This window comes from Pseudomonas oleovorans subsp. oleovorans (assembly GCF_002197815.1).
GTDB classification, from domain to species: domain Bacteria; phylum Pseudomonadota; class Gammaproteobacteria; order Pseudomonadales; family Pseudomonadaceae; genus Aquipseudomonas; species Aquipseudomonas oleovorans.
Genome location: NZ_NIUB01000021.1, coordinates 45,407 through 62,965 on the forward strand (window position 1 = coordinate 45,407; position 17,559 = coordinate 62,965).

At 64.3% G+C, this 17,559-nt stretch carries 16 protein-coding genes; 2 read left to right on the forward strand and 14 right to left on the reverse strand.

Annotated elements, in window-relative coordinates:
• Positions 1 to 29 precede the first annotated feature (29 nt).
• Positions 30 to 1,016 carry an OmpA family protein gene (locus PSOLE_RS13900; RefSeq protein WP_074858253.1) on the forward strand — a complete coding sequence of 329 codons (987 nt, stop codon included), beginning with the start codon at positions 30 to 32 and terminating at the stop codon, positions 1,014 to 1,016.
• A gap of 154 nt (positions 1,017 to 1,170) precedes the next feature.
• Here PSOLE_RS13900 and cobA read toward each other — a convergent pair whose 3' ends face one another.
• The 14 genes from cobA to PSOLE_RS13965 all read right to left on the reverse strand — a co-directional run bounded on the left by cobA (position 1,171) and on the right by PSOLE_RS13965 (position 16,912).
• Positions 1,171 to 1,914 (reverse strand): uroporphyrinogen-III C-methyltransferase, encoded by a 744-nt coding sequence (cobA, locus tag PSOLE_RS13905; protein WP_003460072.1) that lies wholly within the window; start codon positions 1,912 to 1,914, stop codon positions 1,171 to 1,173.
• 92 nt (positions 1,915 to 2,006) lie between these two features.
• Positions 2,007 to 4,724: a nitrate reductase gene (locus tag PSOLE_RS13910; protein WP_074858256.1), complete on the reverse strand. Its 2,718-nt coding sequence runs from the start codon at positions 4,722 to 4,724 to the stop codon at positions 2,007 to 2,009.
• A gap of 87 nt (positions 4,725 to 4,811) precedes the next feature.
• Complete coding sequence (gene nirD / locus PSOLE_RS13915) at positions 4,812 to 5,129, reverse strand: nitrite reductase small subunit NirD (RefSeq protein WP_003460074.1); 318 nt, start codon at positions 5,127 to 5,129, stop codon at positions 4,812 to 4,814.
• Complete coding sequence (gene nirB / locus PSOLE_RS13920; RefSeq protein ID WP_074858276.1) at positions 5,126 to 7,582, reverse strand: nitrite reductase large subunit NirB; 2,457 nt, start codon at positions 7,580 to 7,582, stop codon at positions 5,126 to 5,128. Before nirB ends, nirD begins: the two co-directional genes overlap by 4 nt.
• A gap of 356 nt (positions 7,583 to 7,938) precedes the next feature.
• Positions 7,939 to 9,606 carry a bifunctional protein-serine/threonine kinase/phosphatase gene (locus PSOLE_RS13925; RefSeq protein ID WP_074858259.1) on the reverse strand — a complete coding sequence of 556 codons (1,668 nt, stop codon included), beginning with the start codon at positions 9,604 to 9,606 and terminating at the stop codon, positions 7,939 to 7,941.
• Between the two features lie 116 nt (positions 9,607 to 9,722).
• Positions 9,723 to 10,934: a nitrate/nitrite transporter gene (locus PSOLE_RS13930; protein WP_003460079.1), complete on the reverse strand. Its 1,212-nt coding sequence runs from the start codon at positions 10,932 to 10,934 to the stop codon at positions 9,723 to 9,725.
• A 687-nt stretch (positions 10,935 to 11,621) separates the two neighbouring features.
• Positions 11,622 to 12,065, reverse strand: coding sequence for a thioesterase family protein (locus PSOLE_RS13935; protein WP_074858262.1), 444 nt, complete (start codon positions 12,063 to 12,065; stop codon positions 11,622 to 11,624).
• Between the two features lie 49 nt (positions 12,066 to 12,114).
• On the reverse strand, positions 12,115 to 12,315 hold the full coding sequence (locus PSOLE_RS25040) for a polysaccharide lyase family 7 protein (protein ID WP_082065084.1): 201 nt from the start codon (positions 12,313 to 12,315) through the stop codon (positions 12,115 to 12,117).
• 150 nt (positions 12,316 to 12,465) lie between these two features.
• Positions 12,466 to 12,891, reverse strand: a complete 426-nt coding sequence (locus PSOLE_RS13945; protein ID WP_003460082.1) for a polysaccharide lyase family 7 protein — start codon at positions 12,889 to 12,891, stop codon at positions 12,466 to 12,468.
• Positions 12,888 to 12,989 (reverse strand): polysaccharide lyase family 7 protein, encoded by a 102-nt coding sequence (locus PSOLE_RS24710; RefSeq protein WP_244597267.1) that lies wholly within the window; start codon positions 12,987 to 12,989, stop codon positions 12,888 to 12,890. The genes PSOLE_RS13945 and PSOLE_RS24710 overlap by 4 nt, the downstream gene beginning before the upstream one ends.
• Before the next feature lie 97 nt (positions 12,990 to 13,086).
• The gene (locus PSOLE_RS13950; protein WP_074858265.1) at positions 13,087 to 13,878 is read right to left on the reverse strand and encodes an ABC transporter ATP-binding protein; all 792 of its coding nucleotides are present in this window, start codon (positions 13,876 to 13,878) and stop codon (positions 13,087 to 13,089) included.
• 185 nt (positions 13,879 to 14,063) lie between these two features.
• On the reverse strand, positions 14,064 to 14,915 hold the full coding sequence (ntrB, locus tag PSOLE_RS13955) for a nitrate ABC transporter permease (RefSeq protein WP_074858270.1): 852 nt from the start codon (positions 14,913 to 14,915) through the stop codon (positions 14,064 to 14,066).
• A 12-nt stretch (positions 14,916 to 14,927) separates the two neighbouring features.
• On the reverse strand, positions 14,928 to 16,211 hold the full coding sequence (locus PSOLE_RS13960; protein ID WP_074858273.1) for a CmpA/NrtA family ABC transporter substrate-binding protein: 1,284 nt from the start codon (positions 16,209 to 16,211) through the stop codon (positions 14,928 to 14,930).
• 386 nt (positions 16,212 to 16,597) lie between these two features.
• A complete protein-coding gene (locus PSOLE_RS13965) occupies positions 16,598 to 16,912 on the reverse strand; it encodes a hypothetical protein (protein ID WP_003460090.1) in 315 nt (104 codons plus the stop codon).
• Between the two features lie 155 nt (positions 16,913 to 17,067).
• Here PSOLE_RS13965 and PSOLE_RS13970 point away from each other — a divergent pair, with 155 nt between their 5' ends.
• Complete coding sequence (locus tag PSOLE_RS13970; protein WP_003460092.1) at positions 17,068 to 17,460, forward strand: hypothetical protein; 393 nt, start codon at positions 17,068 to 17,070, stop codon at positions 17,458 to 17,460.
• Positions 17,461 to 17,559: the final 99 nt, after the last annotated feature.

The window sequence follows — 17,559 nt, forward strand, 5'->3', positions numbered from 1 at the left end:
TATTAACCACCAAGATGGGGATTTAACGGATGAAAGTAAAAAACACCTTGGGCGTAGTCATTGGCTCTCTCGTTGCCGCAACCTCCTTCGGCGCGCTGGCGCAAGGCCAAGGCGCTGTCGAGGTGGAGGGCTTCGTCAATCGCTACTTCACCGACGTTCAGCGTGATTACGCGCACAACGAAGGCAACCTGTTCGGTGGCAGCATCGGCTACTACCTGACCGACGACGTCGAGCTGGCGCTGTCCTATGGCGAGTACCATGACCTGCGCGGCGAAGGCTCTCGCGGCAGCAAGAACATCAAGGGCAACCTGACCGACCTGAAGGCGATCTACCACTTCGGTCAGCCGGGTGTTGGTCTGCGTCCTTACGTTTCTGCCGGTTTCGGCCATCAGAGCATCGGTGATGCCAACGGCGGTGGTCGCAACCGCTCCACCCTGGCCATCGCTGGCGCTGGTGCCAAGTACTACTTCACCGAAATGTTCTACGCCCGTGCTGGCGTTGACGCTCTGTACAACATCGACCAGGGCGACACCGAGTGGCAAGCTGGCGTGGGTGTTGGTCTGAACTTCGGTGGTGGCAGCAAGCCTGCTCCGGCTCCGGCTCCGGTCGTAGCTGCTGCACCCGAGCCGATGCCTGAGCCTGCTCCGGAGCCGGCTCTGGAAACCGTTCGCGTTGAACTGGACGTCAAGTTCGACTTCGACAAGGACCGCGTCAAAGAAGAAAGCTATGGCGACATCAAGAACCTGGCTGACTTCATGAACCAGTACCCGCAGACCACCACCACCGTTGAAGGTCACACTGACTCCATCGGTTCTGACGCTTACAACCAGGGTCTGTCCGAGCGTCGTGCCAACGCTGTACGTAACGTGCTGGTCAACCAGTACGGTGTAGACGGCAGCCGCGTGAACGCTGTTGGTTACGGCAAAACTCGCCCGGTAGCCGACAACGCCACCGACGCCGGCCGCGCCATCAACCGTCGCGTTGAAGCTGAAGTAGAAGCCCAGATCCAGCAGTAATGCTTCTGGTGCTGTAAGAGAAACCCGGCTTCGGCCGGGTTTCTTTTTTCTGGGATAAAAGCCCGCAATGGGCAATGCCAGCCACACCGCGTCGATTTACCCAGGTGTTGGAGCTGCGCCTCGCAGCGAATCGCAGGCAATGACTGCGTAGCGCTCAGGCATGCAGACGCTGGGGCATGCTGAGCGAGCTGCTGGCGCGGACGACTTCGCCGATCACCAGAATAGCCGGGCTCTTCAGGGCGAATGCTGCCGCGTCATGCTGCATGGCCGCGAGGCTGCTGCGGCATTCGCGTTGCTCGGGTAACGAGGCGTTCTCGATCATCGCTACCGGCATTTCGCCGCGCATACCGCCGGCGAGCAACCCGATCTGGATGTCCGCCAGCTTGGCGACGCCCATATAGACCACCAATGTGGTGCCGCTCTGGGCCAGTGCCGCCCAGTTCAGGCTGCTGTCGTCCTGGGTGTGGGCGGTGACCAGGGTCACGCCACGGGCCACACCGCGCAGGGTCAGAGGAATGCCGCAGTTGGTGGCACCGGCCAGCCCGGCGGTGATGCCGTTGACCATCTCCACTTCGATGCCGTGCTCGCCGAGCCACTCGGCTTCCTCGCTGCCGCGGCCGAAGATGCACGGATCACCGCCTTTGAGGCGCACCACGCACTTGCCCTGGCGTGCATAGCGCAGCATCAGGCGATGGATGAAGGCCTGCGGGGTGGAGCGACAACCGCCGCGCTTGCCCACCGAGACGATACGCGCGCCGGGGCAGTGCTCCAGTACGGCCGGGTTGACCAGATCGTCGATCATCACGATCTCGGCCTGATTCAGCGCCTTGACCGCCTTGAGCGTCAGCAGCTCGGGATCACCAGGGCCAGCACCTACCAGCCAGACTTTTGCGCTCATGTTCACCACCTCTCTCGTGTCACGTGCCGGCGTTTGCCGCTGGTTCCCACGCTCCGGCGCGGGAACGGATTCGGGGACGCTCTGCGATCAATTCATGCGTTCACTGCAGTGGACTGTTGCGCCAACAGGCGTTTGATTTCGGGTACGCAGGAGCCGCAGCTGGTGCCGCACTTGAGCGTTTGTTTGAGGCCATCGAGATCCAGGCCACGCTCGATGCCGGCGCACACCGCGCCTTCGCTGACGTTCAGGCAGTTGCACAGGGTCTTGCCGCGTGTGTTGGCGCTGGCGTTGCCCGGCGGCACGGAGAGGGGGGCCAGCAGCCAGCGGCGCAGATCGGCGTCGGCCTGGCCATCCAGCCACAGGCTTCTGAGCCATTCGCTGGCAGCGGTTTCGCCGGCCAGGCGGATGCTGACGATGCGACCGTCCTCGATGCGAACGCGCTTGCCCACCGCGCGGCGCGGGTCGTCGTAGGCCAGCACTGGGCCCTGGTTCAGGCGCAGTAGGCGGTCGATCTGCGCCAGCAGCTCGGGCTGCGGCGCCACGGCGCTGGCGGCGCGGATCAGCAGAGCGGGGCGCTCGCGACCGGTGGGGGTGAGGCTGGCGTAGGCGAAGTCCTCGAACAGCGGGCGCAGGGCCTCGAAGCGGCTCTGCACCTCGCCTTCGACCAGGGCGAACAGTTGCCAGGGCAGCTCGACCTTGTCCACCTCAACACCAGCATGCTTGAGCTCCGGTTGTTTGGATAACGGATCGAAAGCCGGCTGGGTCAGAACGTTGGTGCCCAAACCCTTGAGGAAGCGGTCGCCCCAGTGCATCGGCAGCCAGGCCTGACCGGGGCGCACCGATTCGTCGGTTTGTACCGGCAGGATCAGACTGCCGCGACGGCTGCGCAGCTTGATCAGATCGCCGTCCTGCAGGCGGCGGCGACGCAGCTCATCCGGATGCAGGCCGAGCACGGCGGCCTCGACATGGCCGAACAGGCGTGCGGCGGTGCCGGTGCGGCTCATGCCGTGCCACTGGTCGCGCAGGCGGCCGGTGTTGAGGGTGAGCGAATAGCGCGCCTCGCGTTTTTCCTTCGGCGCGCGATACGGGTCGGCATGGAACTGCGCGCGCCCACTGGTGGTGGGGAAGCGGCCGTCGGCATAGAGCCGCGCGGTGCCCTGGCGCGCGCCAGGTGCAAACGGCCACTGTTGCGGACCTAGGTTATCCAGCAGCGCGTAGCTCAGCCCCGAGAGGTCAAGGTCGCGCTGGGCGGTCAGGTGCTTGTATTCCTCGAACAGCGCTTCGCTGTCGGCGAAATCGAACAGGCTGGGCAGGCCGGGGCGCAGCAGCGTTTCCAGGCGACGGGCAAAGTCGCAGGTGATCGACCAATCGGGCCGCGCCTCTGCGGGCGCTGGCACGGCGCGGCGTACGTGGCTGACGCGGCGCTCGGAGTTGGTCACCGTGCCTTCATTCTCGCCCCAGCTGGCGGCGGGCAGCAGCAGGTCGGCGTAGCGGCAGGTCTCGGTGGTGAAGAAGGCCTCTTGAACGACAACGAAGGGGCAGGCGGCCAGGGCCTCGTGCACCTTGTTCTGGTTCGGCAGCGACTGCGCCGGGTTGGTGCAGGCGATCCACAGCGCCTTGATACGGCCGTCGTGCACCGCATCGAACAGCTCGATGGCGGACAGCCCGGGCGTCTCCGGCAGGGCGTCGACGCCCCAGTAGGTAGCGACTTCGGCGCGGTGTTCGGCATTGCCAGCCTCGCGGTGGCCAGGCAGCAGGTTGCTCAGGCTGCCGGTTTCGCGGCCGCCCATGGCATTGGGCTGGCCGGTCAGCGAGAAGGGGCCGGCGCCGGGCTTGCCGATTTGCCCGGTGGCCAGGTGCAGGTTGATCAGCGCGCTGTTCTTCGCGCTGCCAGACGAGGACTGGTTGAGCCCCATGCACCACAGCGAGAGGAAGGAGGGCGCACGGCCGATCAGCTCGGCGCAGCGCTGCAGGCTGTCCAGGCTGATGCCGCAGATGTCGGCGGTGGCCGCCGGGCTGTAGTCGCGCACCAGGTTCTTCAGCGCCTCGAAGCCTTCGGTATGGGCGTCGATATAGCGGCGGTCGATCCAGCCTTCCCACAGCAGGATATGCAGGATGCCGTGAAACAGCGCCACGTCGGTGCCGGGTAGGATCGCCAGGTGCAGGTCGGCCAGCTCGCAGGTGTCGGTGCGCCGCGGATCAATGACGATGATCTGCATCTCGGGGCGGCGAGCCTTGGCTTCTTCCAGGCGGCGGAACAGCACCGGGTGGGCGTAGGCCATGTTGGAGCCGGCGATCAGCAGGCAGTCGCTTCGCTCGATGTCTTCGTAACTGCAGGGCGGGGCGTCGGCGCCGAGGCTGCGCTTGTAGCCGACCACCGCGCTGGACATGCACAGGCGCGAGTTGGAGTCGATGTTATGAGTGCCGACCAGGGCACGGGCCAACTTGTTGAAGGCGTAGTAGTCCTCGGTCAGCAACTGGCCGGAGATATAGAAGGCCACGCTGTCCGGGCCGTGCTCGCGGATGGTCTCGGCGAACACCGCCGCGGCGTGGTCCAGGGCGCTGTCCCAGTCCGTGCGTGAACGTGCCAGGCCCTTGCCCAGGCGCAACTCGGGGTAGAGGGCACGGGCGTCGAGGTCGCCGGTCAGGTGCAGGGTCGAGCCTTTGCTGCAAAGCTTGCCGAAGTTGGCCGGGTGGCTGGGGTCGCCGGCGACGCCGAGGATCTGCTCGCCGTCGTACTCGATCAGCACGCCGCAGCCCACGCCGCAGTAGCAGCAGGTGGAGGCGGTGACTTGAGTGGGGCTGGCCATGTTCGGAGCTCCTGAGGCGCGGGGAAGTTCTGGTGGGAGGGGCTTCAGCCGCGACCGTCGCCGCTGAAGCGCCTCCCACAGGGCTGGCTAGTTGCGTTGCGCGAATGCCAGCAACACGCGGCCGCTCTCCACCTTGGCATGGTGCCGATGGGCGCAGCCCACGTCCGGCGCCACGGCCTCGCCGGACTCCAGCTCGATCTGCCAGTTATGCAGCGGGCAGGCCACGCGCTTGCCGTAGATCAGCCCCTGGGACAGCGGCCCGCCCTTGTGCGGGCAGCGGTCGTCGAGGGCGAATACTTCATCGTTACTGGTGCGGAAGATGGCGATATCGCCTTTCGGCCCGGCGATGATGCGCGAGCCGAGTACGTTGATCTCTTCCAGGGCGCAGATATCCAGCCAGTTCATACGCTGGCCTCCTCGATTTGCACGACCTTGATGGTGTCGAACTCTTTCTTCAGTTGCGGCGTCTCGATGCGTTCCTTCCACGGGTCCTGCTCGAACGACAGGGCGTAGTGCAGGCGTGCGGCCAGGGCCTTGCGATTGGCTTCGTCTTCCAGCACCGCCTTCTTGATGTGCTCCATGCCGACGCGCTGCAGGTAGTGCACGGTGCGCTCGAGGTAGAAGGCCTCCTCGCGGTACAGCTGGAGGAAGGCGGCGTTGTACTCGCGCACTTCCTCGGCGGTCTTGACCTTGACGAAGAACTCGGCCACCTCGGTCTTGATCCCACCGTTGCCGCCGATATACATCTCGAAACCGGAGTCCACACCAATGATGCCGACGTCCTTGATGCCGGCCTCGGAGCAGTTGCGCGGGCAGCCGGAGACCGCCAGCTTGACCTTGTGCGGCGACCACATGTTGAACAGGTCGTGCTCCAGGTCGATGCCCAGCTGAGTGGAGTTCTGCGTGCCGAAGCGGCAGAACTCGCTGCCGACGCAGGTCTTCACCGTGCGGATGGACTTGCCGTAGGCGTGGCCGGAAGGCATGTCCAGATCCTTCCACACCGCTGGCAGGTCGTCTTTCTTGATGCCCAGGAGGTCGATGCGTTGGCCGCCGGTGACCTTGACCATGGGCACGTTGTACTTGTCGGCCACATCGGCGATGCGGCGCAGCTCGGAGGGATTGGTCACGCCGCCCCACATACGCGGAACAACGGAATACGTCCCGTCCTTCTGGATATTGGCGTGGGCGCGTTCGTTGATCAGGCGCGACTGCGGGTCGTCCTTGGCCTCGCCCGGCCAGGTGGAGATCAGGTAGTAGTTGAGCGCCGGGCGGCAGGTGGCGCAGCCGTTGGGCGTGCTCCAGTTGAGAAAGGCCATGGTCTGCGCCATCGACGTCAGGTGCTGCTCGCGGATGGCCTTGCGAATCTGCCCGTGGTTGAGGTCGCTGCAGCCGCAGATGGCCTTCTCGCTCTTGGGCTTGACGTCGGCGGCGCCGCCGACGGTGCTGATCAGGATCTGCTCGACCAGGCCGGCGCAGGAGCCGCAGGAACTGGCGGCCTTGGTGTGCTTCTTGACCTCGTCGACCGAGAACAGGCCATTTTCCTGGATGGCCTTGACGATGGTGCCCTTGCACACGCCGTTGCAGCCGCAGATTTCCATGCTGTCGGGCATGTTGGCGGTCTTGTCGGCGCCCTGATGGCCGACGTCGCCGATGGCACCTTCACCAAACATCAGGTGGTCGCGGATCTCGCTGACGTTGTGATTCTCACGGATCTGGCGGAAGTACCAGCCGCCGTCGGCGGTGTCGCCGTACAGGCAGGCGCCGACCAGCACGTCGTCCTTGATCACCAGCTTCTTGTACACGCCGCCGATGGGGTCCGACAGCGTTATCGTTTCCGTTCCCTCGCCGCCCATAAATTCGCCGGCGGAGAACAGGTCGATACCGGTGACCTTGAGTTTGGTCGAGGTCACCGAGCCCTGATAGCGGGAGAAACCGAGCTGGGCCAGGTGATTGGCGCAGACCTTGGCCTGCTCGAACAGCGGCGCCACCAGACCATAGGCGATGCCGCGGTGACTGGCGCACTCGCCGATGGCATAGATGCGCGGGTCATAGGTCTGCATGGTGTCGTTGACCAGGATGCCGCGGTTGCAGGCGATGCCGGCGCTCTCGGCCAGTTCGCTGTTGGGGCGGATGCCGGCGGCCATCACCACCAGGTCGGCGGGAATCACTTCGCCGTCCTTGAATTTCACCGCGCAGACGCGGCCTTCGCCGTTGTCCAGCAGTTCAGCGGTGTGCTTGGGCAGGAGGAACTTCAGGCCGCGGTCTTCCAGGGATTTCTGCAGCAAACGGCCTGCGGTGCTATCGAGCTGGCGCTCCAGTAGCCAGTCGCCGATATGCACCACGGTGACGTCCATGCCGCGCAGCTTGAGGCCGTTGGCCGCTTCCAGGCCGAGCAGGCCGCCGCCGATGACCACCGCGTGCTTATGAGTCTTGGCGGTGTCCATCATCATCTGGGTGTCGGCAATGTCGCGATAGCCGATCACGCCCTGCAGGTCCTTGCCCGGAATCGGCAGGATGAAGGGGTTGGAGCCGGTGGCGATAAGCAGGCGGTCGTACTCGGCCTCGCTGCCATCGTCGGCGATCACCAGGCGCTTCTTGCGGTCGATCTTGACCACCTTGCGCCCCAGCAGCAGCTTGATGTCGTTTTCCGCGTACCAGTTGAGATCGTTGAGCACGATCTCCTCGAAGGTCTGTTCGCCAGCCAGCACCGGCGAGAGCAGGATGCGGTTGTAGTTGGGGTGCGGCTCGGCGCCGAACACGGTGATGTCGTAGAGATCGGGGGCGAGCTTGAGCAGCTCCTCGAGGGTGCGTACACCCGCCATGCCGTTGCCGATCATCACCAGCTTGAGTTTTTGCATGCCGGCCATCTCCTGAAGAAAAATCACGGTCGAAAAAATTGTCGGGAGCAATTTTTAACGTCGCTCCGCGACGGCTCGAAGAGTGGCCGCCAGGGATGGCAGGCCATAAAAAACAAAAAAGGCGTCCCGCTAGTCACCTAGCGAGGACGCCTTTGTCCAGGTCCCGTTCTACCGGGAAGTGCAGCCTTCGTCGTTGAAGGTCGCGCTTTATGTGGTTTGTGGTAGTTGTGAATGCAGCCCTTGTGCCAACTCGATCAGGTCACGGTTTTTCAGGCTTTTCAGTCACTTGGCTGGCGCTGTAGGTTGGGTTTATGCACCGTTGAGAGGCGTTTTGCGCTGCTTTGGTGCGGGGTTGGCTATTTGAGCAGCAGGAACGCCAGCAGCAGGTTGAGCAGCAGCGACACCAGCGCCACGCTGCGCCACACCAGCAGCGGCTCGCGCTCCAGCAGCGGCCGTGGGCGGTTGTTCAGGGACTGGCGCTCGCCACTTTCCAGTGCCAGCAGCCACTCCTCGGCGGTCTCGAAGCGCTGCGCTGGGGCTGCGGCTACCGCGCGGTTCAACACCTCATCGAGCCAGGCAGGCAAGTCCGGGCGGTAGCGGCTGGCCGGTGTCGGTTGGCCGAAGCGCGGGTGCTGGAAGGCTTCGACTTCGCCATATGGATAGTGACCGGTGAGCAGGTGATAGAGGGTCACGCCGGCGGCGTAGAGATCCTGCTGGGCGCTGGGCGGCGTGCCGGCGAAGGCTTCCGGGGCGATATAGCTGGGCGTGCCCGGCAGGCTGTGGGCCTCGTCGCGGGTCAGGCCCGGGCAGTAGGCCAGGCCGAAGTCGAGCACGCGCAGCTCGCCGTCGTCGCCGAGCAGCAGGTTTTCCGGCTTGATATCGCGGTGGATGATATTGCGCCGGTGCAGCAGGCCGAGCGCCTTGATCAGGCGCGGCGCCAGGTCCTGCCAGTCGGCCAGGCTCAGCGGGCCGTGCTGCTGCAGGCGTGCGGCCAGGGTCTGGCCGGCATATTCGCGCTGCACGTAATACAGGTGCTGGCGCTGCGGCAGGGCGTGCAGCTCGGGGAAGTGGCGACCGGCGACGCGGCGCAGGAACCATTCTTCCTGCAGCAGTGCCGGGCCGGCCTGCTCCTCGCTGGCGCGGCTGCCCGGCAGGGTCTTGAGCAGCCAGGGCTGGTCATCCGCGTTGTGCACTCGATAGATCAGCGACTGGCGCGATTCGCCGAGCAGCCCTTCGACTCGCCAGCCCTCGAATTCCTGGCCTTCACGCAGGCGCGGCAGCAGCGGCCAATGTTCGAGCTGGGCCAGGGTGTCGGCCAGCGCGGCTTCTGGGAGCTGCTCGATGTGCACCAGCAGGGCGCTGGCGTTGTCCTGGCTGCCGGCACGGTGCGCTTCGTCGACCAGGGTCTGGCAGATCGTCGCGGCGTCATCGCCTTGTTGCAGCAGCTCGCCGATGCGCTTGTCGCTGAGGCAGGCCCAGACGCCGTCGCTGAGCAGCAGGAAACGGTCGCCGGCCTGCAGTTCGCCGTCGCGGTAGTCCACCACCAGGTGTTGATCCAGGCCCATGGCACGCTTGAGCACGTGCTGCATGCCCGGCTGTTCCCAGACATGGTCCTCGGTCAGGCGCGCGAGCTGGCCATCGCGCCACAGGTAGGCGCGGCTGTCGCCGATGTGCGCCAGGGTGTAGCGACGCCCGCGCAGCACCAGGGCGGTAAGGGTGGTCAGCAGCGGCTGGCCGCCGCCATTGGCCTGCAGCCAGCGGTTATGGGCAATGAGCAGGCGGTCCAGGCTGTGCTGCACCGGCCAGGTTTCCGGGGTGGAGTAGTAATCCAGTGCCAGCGCCTGCAGGGTCGCGCGTGCGGCCAGGCCGCCGTCGGCGCACTGGCTGACACCATCAGCCAGACCGAGCAGGTAGCCCTTGCTGGCGGCCAGGGCTGGCGCCGGGGTAACCACACGCAGGGCGTCCTGGTTCTCGCTGCGCGGGCCGGTGGCGCTGGTTTCGCCGATGCTCAGTTGCAGGGCCATGATGCGGTTTCCGTAGATCTTTGGACCGTAGGGTGCGCCGTGCGCACCAGGTTCGACGCAAATCGCTGGTGCGCGCGGCGCACCCTACGGAGTGTGGCCGGTCGTCGAGAACTCGCTCACACCCGTGCGGCGGTCACCGCGGCGCTACCCCAGGTGGTGCGCCAGCGCTGCTTGACCCCATGCAGGCCGATCCAGGCCAGCACGCCGAGGCTGGCGAACAGCCAGAGGCCCAGCTGGTAGTCGCCGGTGTGTTGCTTGATGGTGCCCAGGCCTGCAGCGAGGAAGAAACCACCGATGCCGCCGGCCATGCCGATCAACCCGGTCATCACGCCGATTTCCCTGCGAAAACGCTGCGGTACCAGCTGGAACACCGCGCCATTGCCAGCACCAAGGCCGAGCATGGCGGCGACGAAAAAGGCCAGGGCGGCGTTCGCGCTGGGCAGGTTGAAGCCCACCACGGCAACGCACAGCGAGGCGATGGTATACATCATCAGCAGTGTACGAATGCCGCCGATGCGGTCGGCCAGAGCGCCGCCCAGCGGGCGCAGCAGGCTGCCGGCGCAGACGCAGGCGGCGGTGTAGTAACCGGCGGTCACCGGGTTCAGCCCGTACTGGTCGCTGAAGTAGCCGGGCAGGGCGCTGGCCAGGCCGATGAAGCCGCCGAAGGTGACGCTGTAGAAGAACATGAACCACCAGCTGTCGCGATCGCCGAGGGCCTTGAGGTAGTCGCCGAAGGCCTTGGGCTTGGGCCGCTCCGGCGCATTCTTGGCCACCAGGGCGAAGATCACCAGGGTCGCCAGCAGCGGGATCAGCGCCCAGCCGAACACGTTCTGCCAGCCGGACAGCGCGGCCAGGCCGGGGGCGAACAGCGCTGCCAGCACGGTGCCGGAGTTACCGGCGCCGGCGATGCCCATGGCCTTGCCCTGGTGCTCCGGCGGGTACCACTGCGAGGCCAGCGGCAGGGCCACGGCGAACGCCGCGCCGGCGAAGCCGAGGAACAGGCCGAGCAGCAGCGCCTGCTCGTAGCTGCCGATGCCGATCTGCCAGGCGCAAAACAGCGCGACTATCACCACCACCTGGCCGAGCAGGCCGGCGGTCTTTGGCGACAGGCGGTCGGCGAGAAAGCCCATCAGCAGACGCAGCACGGCGCCGGCGAGAATCGGCGTGGCCACCATCAGGCCGCGTTGCTGGGCGTTGAGGTCGAGGTCGGTAGCGATCTGCACCGCCAGTGGGCCGAGCAGGTACCAGACCATGAAGCTCAGGTCGAAATAGAGGAAGGCAGCAAACAGGGTGGGGGCGTGGCCGGCTTTCCAGAAACTTGTATTCATCGATCACCTCATCAGCGAGAAGGAGCCCGGCCAGGCGCGGCGAACCATGGTCGTGGACACGGCGGCCGCGCCTGCCGGGAAGGCCGTGCACCTGTGGCCGAAGCCACAGCAGGTTTGCGCGATTGCGGTACAGGCTCGGATCGCGATGCCTGCGCCGGCCCCGGTCACTGGGGCGAACACGAAAAAAAAACGCCGCTTCACCACAGGCCATGAAGGCCGGATGAGGCGACGTCGTTGTCGTGAGGGAGGTGGCCGCCGTTGGCTACCTGCTGAGAGGGAACAAGCAAGAGCCGAGCCAACCGGGCAGAGGCTCTGGGATCAGGCGTTACGCACTTTCAGTACGCGCAGTACTGCCGTAAAACGAGGCGCTTGCGCCGTCTATGCCCCCGAATGGGGCGATCGCTGCGTGCTGAGAGAGGCTTGAGACTGGACGCTGGAAAGTTGGCTAACGCTGGTTGCGTGAGTGGGCAGTGGCGCGGTCAGCAGGGCGAGTGCCAGCAGATTGCTCAGCAGCCCCGCCTGACGGGCACGGCGATAGGTGTCGGTCATCCTCGATCCCCCCTTTTTTCTGTTCTGAACTAGGCGTAGCAGATGAATGGCGAAGTGTCACGGTATTGGCAGCAATAACTGTGCAAGTTTTGCCTGGTGTCTGTACGCCCGCAGCCCTGAAGTATCGGAAACCTGGAGTCAGTCGAGCCGATTGACCTTGGGGAACTTGACGCTGAAGGCTTCCGGCATCGGCACCACTTTCGACTGCAGATAGTCGAAGAACACGAAGCCGGACTTGGCCATGGCCACCAGCGCACCATCGGCCGGACGGGTGATGCGGAAGGTGATATCGCCGCCATAGCGGTTGAAGTCCATCACCCCGACCTCGAACAGTAACTGGTCGCGCGCATGGGCTTCGGCGCGGTAGGTGGTGGCCTGGTCAGTGACGATGATGCCGATACCCTTGCCGTCGGTTTCCTGAATGCCGAACTCGAAGAGAAAGCGGGCGCGCGCCTCGGAAATCATCGAGATCATCGAATCATTGCCCAAGTGGTTGGCACCGTTGATGTCGGTCACCCGCACCGTCAGTTGCGTGCGGTAGTAATACTGGTCTTCGGGAAAGTCGAGGGTCAGGCGCGCCATGGTCGAGTCATCGCAAAAGGAAGGCGATGATTGTAAGCCGCCTCATACCTCAGCGGTGCAGGCTGTTGAGGTGAAAGAAGGTGACGCGGCCGCCTTCGTCGTCCTCGCCATAATTGTCCTGAATGTAGGCGCCGGCCTTGAAGTACAGGTACTGGTCACGCCAACTGCTGCTCAGTTGGTGGTAGAAGGAGCCGGTATCACCCTCGCTGCTGTTGACACTGACACCAAGGCGCCCGCTGGGTAATGCCAGTCAGTTAAGGCTGTACGCGTTTGGCTCCCCTCTCCCGTTTACGGGAGAGGGGCTGGGGGAGAGGGCCGAAATACCGCGAAACGGCCATTTACCCCTCTCCGAACATGGCTCGCCAGAGGGGCGAGGGGACTCATCGTAGGCAGTCGGCGCTTAACTGATCAGCATTAGCCCGCTGGGTGTAATACGCAGGTCGTAACCGAAGCGTTCGCCCAGTTGCACGTTTTCCGCCAGCAGGATGTTCTGCACGGCAGTGTCGCCTGGCTGGTCGCGCAGCAGCAGTTCCAGGCGGCCGACGCCACGGCGGTAGTGGTATTGCAGCTTGACCAGCGGATCATTCTGACTACCCGGCACATCGGTGCTGTGGATCTGGCCGATGACCACCTTGTTGAGGCTGGGTACCTGATCGATCCGCAGCACGGCACTGAGATAGTTGTCCGCACTGGCGTGCAGCCAGTTGCCGAGGCTGCCATCGCGGCGGGTTTCGCGCAGTTCGCTGCGTGGATAGTGGGCATCGGCCGTGGTGGAGCCGGTCACGGGCACCCAGAAGGTCACGCTGCCGTCGGCATTGCGCCTCAATAGCGGCTTGCATAGCCGCTATTGAGGCGCTCGGTGGTGATAGTGGCCGGTGTCGGTTCGGTGGGAATCGACAGATTCCAGGTGCTGAGGTCGAGCACGGGATTCTCTGCTTGTCAGTTGAGGACATTCGTTCGTCCCTGCGATGAGCCAGAGGTTCAACCGCTCCAGCCCTTGAGCCAGAGCGGTTGCCGGTACTCAGGCGGCAGGCCGCTGCTGACGCTGGTAGAGGAACTCGAGCACGGAGGTGCGATAGGCGTGGTACTGCGGGTCGTTGGCCAGAGCCAGTCGATCACGCGGACGAGGCAACTCGACGGTGAGGATTTCACCGACAGTGGCGGCCGGGCCGTTGGTCATCATCACGATGCGATCGGACAGCAATACGGCCTCGTCCACGTCATGGGTGACCATCACCACCGTGCTCTGGGTTTCGCCGACGATACGCAGCAGCTCGTCCTGCAGGTGCGCGCGGGTCAGGGCGTCGAGGGCACCGAACGGCTCGTCCATCAACAGCACCTTGGGCTCCATGGCCAAGGCGCGGGCGATGCCGACCCGCTGCTTCATGCCCCCGGAAATTTCGTTGGGATGCTTGTGCATGGCGTGCGCCAGGCCAACCATGTTCAGCGCCTGTTCGGTACGAGCCTTGAGCTGCTCCTTGTTCTCGTGTTCGCCGAACACGCGTTCCACTGCCAGGTGCACATTGCCGAAGCAGGTCATCCACGGCAGCAGGCTGTGGTTCTGGAACACCACGGCGCGCTCCGGGCCGGGGCCGTCGATTTCGCGACCGTTGCAGATCAGGCCGCCCTCGTTGGCATCGAGCAGGCCGGCGATCAGGTTGAGCACCGTCGACTTGCCACAGCCGGAGTGGCCGATCAGCGCGACGAACTCGCCGCGGGCGATGCTCAGGTTGACGTCTGCCAGTGCCTGGAAGCGGCCTTTCTTGGTGTCGAAGTGCTTGCTGACAGCGGTCAGCTCCACGAATTTGTCCATCGGAGTTCTCCCGTTCTGGCGCCGTGCCCCGGATTTAATCAGAGACACTTTCATTTAAAACAAAGACTTGGCGTCTACTGTTAAACTGATTTGTAAGCTCGCGTAGCCCAATGCAATTCGGGGAAACGGAGATCGCGTTCCCTGATTGCATCTCATTGGGCTACGAGTTGGCCGAACGCGCCTCTTCAGCTTGCGTAGTCAAAGCGTTTGGCGATCAACAGCAGCATCTGCTCCAGCGCCAGGCCAACCAGGCCGACGATGATGATGGCGATGAGAATGTGCTCGACGTTGAGGTTGTTCCATTCGTCCCACACCCAGAAGCCCAGGCCGATGCCGCCGGTGAGCATCTCCGCGGCGACGATCACCAGCCAGGCCACGCCGATGGCCAGGCGGATGCCGGTCATCAGGTGCGGCAGCACGGCGGGAAACAGGATGCGCGTCAGCACCTTGAACTCCGACAGCTTGAGCACGCGGGCCACGTTCAGGTAGTCCTGCGGCACGCTGGCCACGCCGGCGGCGGTGTTGAGGATGATCGGCCAGATCGAGCTGATGAAGATCACCCAGATCGACGCCGGGCCGGCCGCCTCGAACACCAGCAGGCCGATCGGCAGCCAGGCTAGCGGCGAGACCGGACGCAGCAAGCTGATGATCGGCGCGAGCATGCCGGCGAGAAAGGCGAAGCGGCCGATGGCGAACCCCAGGGGAATGCCCACCAGCGCCGCCAGGCCGAAGCCGACCCCGACGCGGCCGAGCGAGTTGAGGATGTTCCAGCCAATGCCCATGTCGTTGGGGCCGTTGTCGTAGAAAGGATCAGCGAACAACACCAGCGCGGCTTGCCAGGTGCTCAAGGGGCCGGGCAGGCCCTCGCTGTACTGCGCCAGCAGCGACCAGAAGCCGATGAAGGCGATGATGCCCAGCAGCGGGGCGATGCCGGCCTTGAGCATGCTGCCCAGTGCGGCGGCGCTGGGCAGCAAGGCCTGCGCAGAGAGGCGCGGCTTGGCAATTGGCGGCAGTGGTGTTTTCAGGGGCGCATTCATGCTCACCTCCGGTCAGGCTTTGATGGCGAAGGAGTCGGCGTAGGCGGCTGGATTGCTGCCATCCCAGACCACGCCGTCGATCAATGTGCTGCTGCGCAGCGGGCTGCTCGGCACGGCCAGCTTGAGGGCGCCGGCCGCCTCGGCGTAGAGCACGGTCTGGTTGACCTGGGCGGCCACGGCGGCGTAATCCGGCGCCTCCTTGAGCAGGCCCCAGCGCTTGAACTGGGTGAGGAACCACATGCCGTCGGAGTGATAGGGAAAGTTGACGCTGCCGTCGTTGCAGAAGGCCATGGCATGTTCGTCCCTCCAGCTGTTGCCGAGGCCGTCCTCGTACTGGGCGAGAAAGCGCGGCTCGATCACCTGCACCGGCGCGTTGACGTAGGCCTTGCCGGAAATCAGTTTGGCGGTGCTCTTGCGGTTCTCCTCGCTGGCCTCGATGAAGCGGCTGGCATCGAGAATCGCCATGATCAGTGCGCGCGCTGCGTTGGGATACTGCTCGATGAAGGCACGGGTGGTGCCAAGCACCTTCTCCGGGTGATCCGGCCAGATCTGCTGGGTGGTGGTGGCGGTGAAGCCGATCTTGTCGAAGATCGCCCGCGCGCCCCAGGGCTCGCCGACGCAGAAACCGTCCATATTGCCGACGCGCATATTGGCGACCATCTGCGGCGGCGGCACGACGATGGTCTTCACATCGCTCATGGGGTTGATGCCGACACTGGCCAGCCAGTAATACAGCCACATGGCGTGGGTACCGGTGGGGAATGTTTGGGCGAAGGTCAGCGGATTACCGCCTTTTTTCACGTGTTCGGCCAGTTGCGCGCCGTTGGTCACACCGGCCTCACGCAGTTGCTTGGAGAGGGTGATGGCCTGGCCATTCTGGTTCAGCCCCATCAGCACTGCCATGTCCCGCTGTGGCCCCGCCAGGCCGAGCTGAGCGCCGTACATCATGCCGTAGAGCACATGAGCAGCATCCAGTTCGCCAGTGTTGAGCTTGTCGCGCACGCCGGCCCAGGAGGCCTCCTTGCTCGGGTTGATGGTCAGGCCGTATTTCTCGCCGAAACCCTGGGTGGCGGCGACCACCACCGAAGCGCAGTCAGTCAGGGGGATGAAGCCGACGGTCAGTGCGGCTTTTTCCGGCGCGTCGGAGCCGGCCGCCCAGGCTGCACTGCGCAGCGAAGCCGGCGCCGACAGGCCGAATGCGGCGATGCCGCTTACGGCGCCGGCCAGGGCGATGGATTGCTTGAGGAAATTGCGGCGGCTGGTGGCCAGGGGCTTGTTCGAATCACGATCGGTCATGGGTCTAATCCTTGTCAGGCGCATAAACAAAAACGGCGTACGCCAGGCCGCCTCGATGAGAGGAAGGTGACCTGACGGACGCCGTTGTCCGTGATCCTCGGCCCGCCGCCGTTGGCGTGCTACGCAGGATGGTTGACAGGGACTTAGCAAGGGGCTTGCCAGCTTTCGTGCTCAGCGGGCGAGCAACGGCATGTGGCACCTGACAGGTAGGGGCCGGATGCCGGCTTTCCAGAGGCTAGCTGTTTAGGATCAATAAGTTGCAGCTGTGTTCTGAGAAGATTTTGAAGTGTGTGGAGCGAGCGCACGCTCAGCTCACCCCACATGCTTCTGAGCCAATGCCGTGCATGAGTGGGCGCCGCTGAGCCTTTTTGGTTCGTATCGTAGGCTCAGGATGCCGGTTGAACGCGCGCCTCCTCGACGAAGTCGCGCAGCCAGCGCAGCACTTCGACGGCTTCCCAGCGAGCTGGATCGAACAGCGCATAGGCCAGCCCCTGATAGCCGACCACATCCAGTTGCCGATGGTAGCCGGCGCGCTGCAGCAGCGCCTCGATCTCGGCGAAGCAGGTGTTGAAGTGCTGACGATTGAAAGGGGTGCGGCTCTCGGTGACGATGCCCTCGAGCTGCAGATCCTCGACCATCTCGTGTACCCGCTCCAGCGGCATGCGGTTCACTCGGTGTTTTAGCTGCAGTACGTCCAGCATGATGGCGCTCCTGTGCAATCGATCATTTACCTGCGATATAGCCTAATCGAAAAATACTGTACAAATAAACAGTATTGAGTGATATTGGCCTCACTTAGGCGACAACAACCCGTCCACCACCTGAAGGTGGGCGCCTTGCGAGGGGGGTATTGGCAATGCAACAGATGCTGATGACGATTGTGCTATTGGCCCTGCTGAGCGGCTGCGCGCAACCGCAGATTGATCGGCCACAGGCCAACGGTGCCTATCTAGTGATCGAGGGCGAGCAGGCCTGGGCCGTGCTGGTCTCCGATGGCCAGCGTGTCGAGGAGACGGGCATAGTGCTCGATGTGATTCGACTACCCAGCCATCACTCCAACATTGCCGCCAGTTACGTGATCGAAACGCCCAACTGCGGCAAGCTGCAGTGGCTGACCGAGCGCCATGGTGCTGCAGAGGGTGAAACCACGCTGTTGCCGGCCGCCTTCAACGAGCAACTGAGCAAGCCCGGCTGCGTGCTCGCGCAAGGCCTGAGCCGAGCCTGGACGGCCCTGGATTATTCCGGCTGACCCGTTGGGTGCGCCGCGCGCACCGACATTCGCCGGCGGGGTAATTGGCGAGACGCGCAAAGAAAAAGCGCCGCGACCTAAACGGAAGCGGCGCTTTTC

What these genes read in the sequence shown, in the direction of transcription:
- PSOLE_RS13900 (WP_074858253.1), top strand. Translation starts at nt 30, where the DNA reads ATGAAAGTAAAAAACACCTTGGGCGTAGTCATTGGCTCTCTCGTTGCC.
- cobA (WP_003460072.1), bottom strand. Translation starts at nt 1,914, where the DNA reads ATGAGCGCAAAAGTCTGGCTGGTAGGTGCTGGCCCTGGTGATCCCGAG.
- PSOLE_RS13910 (WP_074858256.1), bottom strand. Translation starts at nt 4,724, where the DNA reads ATGGCCAGCCCCACTCAAGTCACCGCCTCCACCTGCTGCTACTGCGGC.
- nirD (WP_003460074.1), bottom strand. Translation starts at nt 5,129, where the DNA reads ATGAACTGGCTGGATATCTGCGCCCTGGAAGAGATCAACGTACTCGGC.
- nirB (WP_074858276.1), bottom strand. Translation starts at nt 7,582, where the DNA reads ATGCAAAAACTCAAGCTGGTGATGATCGGCAACGGCATGGCGGGTGTA.
- PSOLE_RS13925 (WP_074858259.1), bottom strand. Translation starts at nt 9,606, where the DNA reads ATGGCCCTGCAACTGAGCATCGGCGAAACCAGCGCCACCGGCCCGCGC.
- PSOLE_RS13930 (WP_003460079.1), bottom strand. Translation starts at nt 10,934, where the DNA reads ATGAATACAAGTTTCTGGAAAGCCGGCCACGCCCCCACCCTGTTTGCT.
- PSOLE_RS13935 (WP_074858262.1), bottom strand. Translation starts at nt 12,065, where the DNA reads ATGGCGCGCCTGACCCTCGACTTTCCCGAAGACCAGTATTACTACCGC.
- PSOLE_RS13950 (WP_074858265.1), bottom strand. Translation starts at nt 13,878, where the DNA reads ATGGACAAATTCGTGGAGCTGACCGCTGTCAGCAAGCACTTCGACACC.
- ntrB (WP_074858270.1), bottom strand. Translation starts at nt 14,915, where the DNA reads ATGAATGCGCCCCTGAAAACACCACTGCCGCCAATTGCCAAGCCGCGC.
- PSOLE_RS13960 (WP_074858273.1), bottom strand. Translation starts at nt 16,211, where the DNA reads ATGACCGATCGTGATTCGAACAAGCCCCTGGCCACCAGCCGCCGCAAT.
- PSOLE_RS13965 (WP_003460090.1), bottom strand. Translation starts at nt 16,912, where the DNA reads ATGCTGGACGTACTGCAGCTAAAACACCGAGTGAACCGCATGCCGCTG.
- PSOLE_RS13970 (WP_003460092.1), top strand. Translation starts at nt 17,068, where the DNA reads ATGCAACAGATGCTGATGACGATTGTGCTATTGGCCCTGCTGAGCGGC.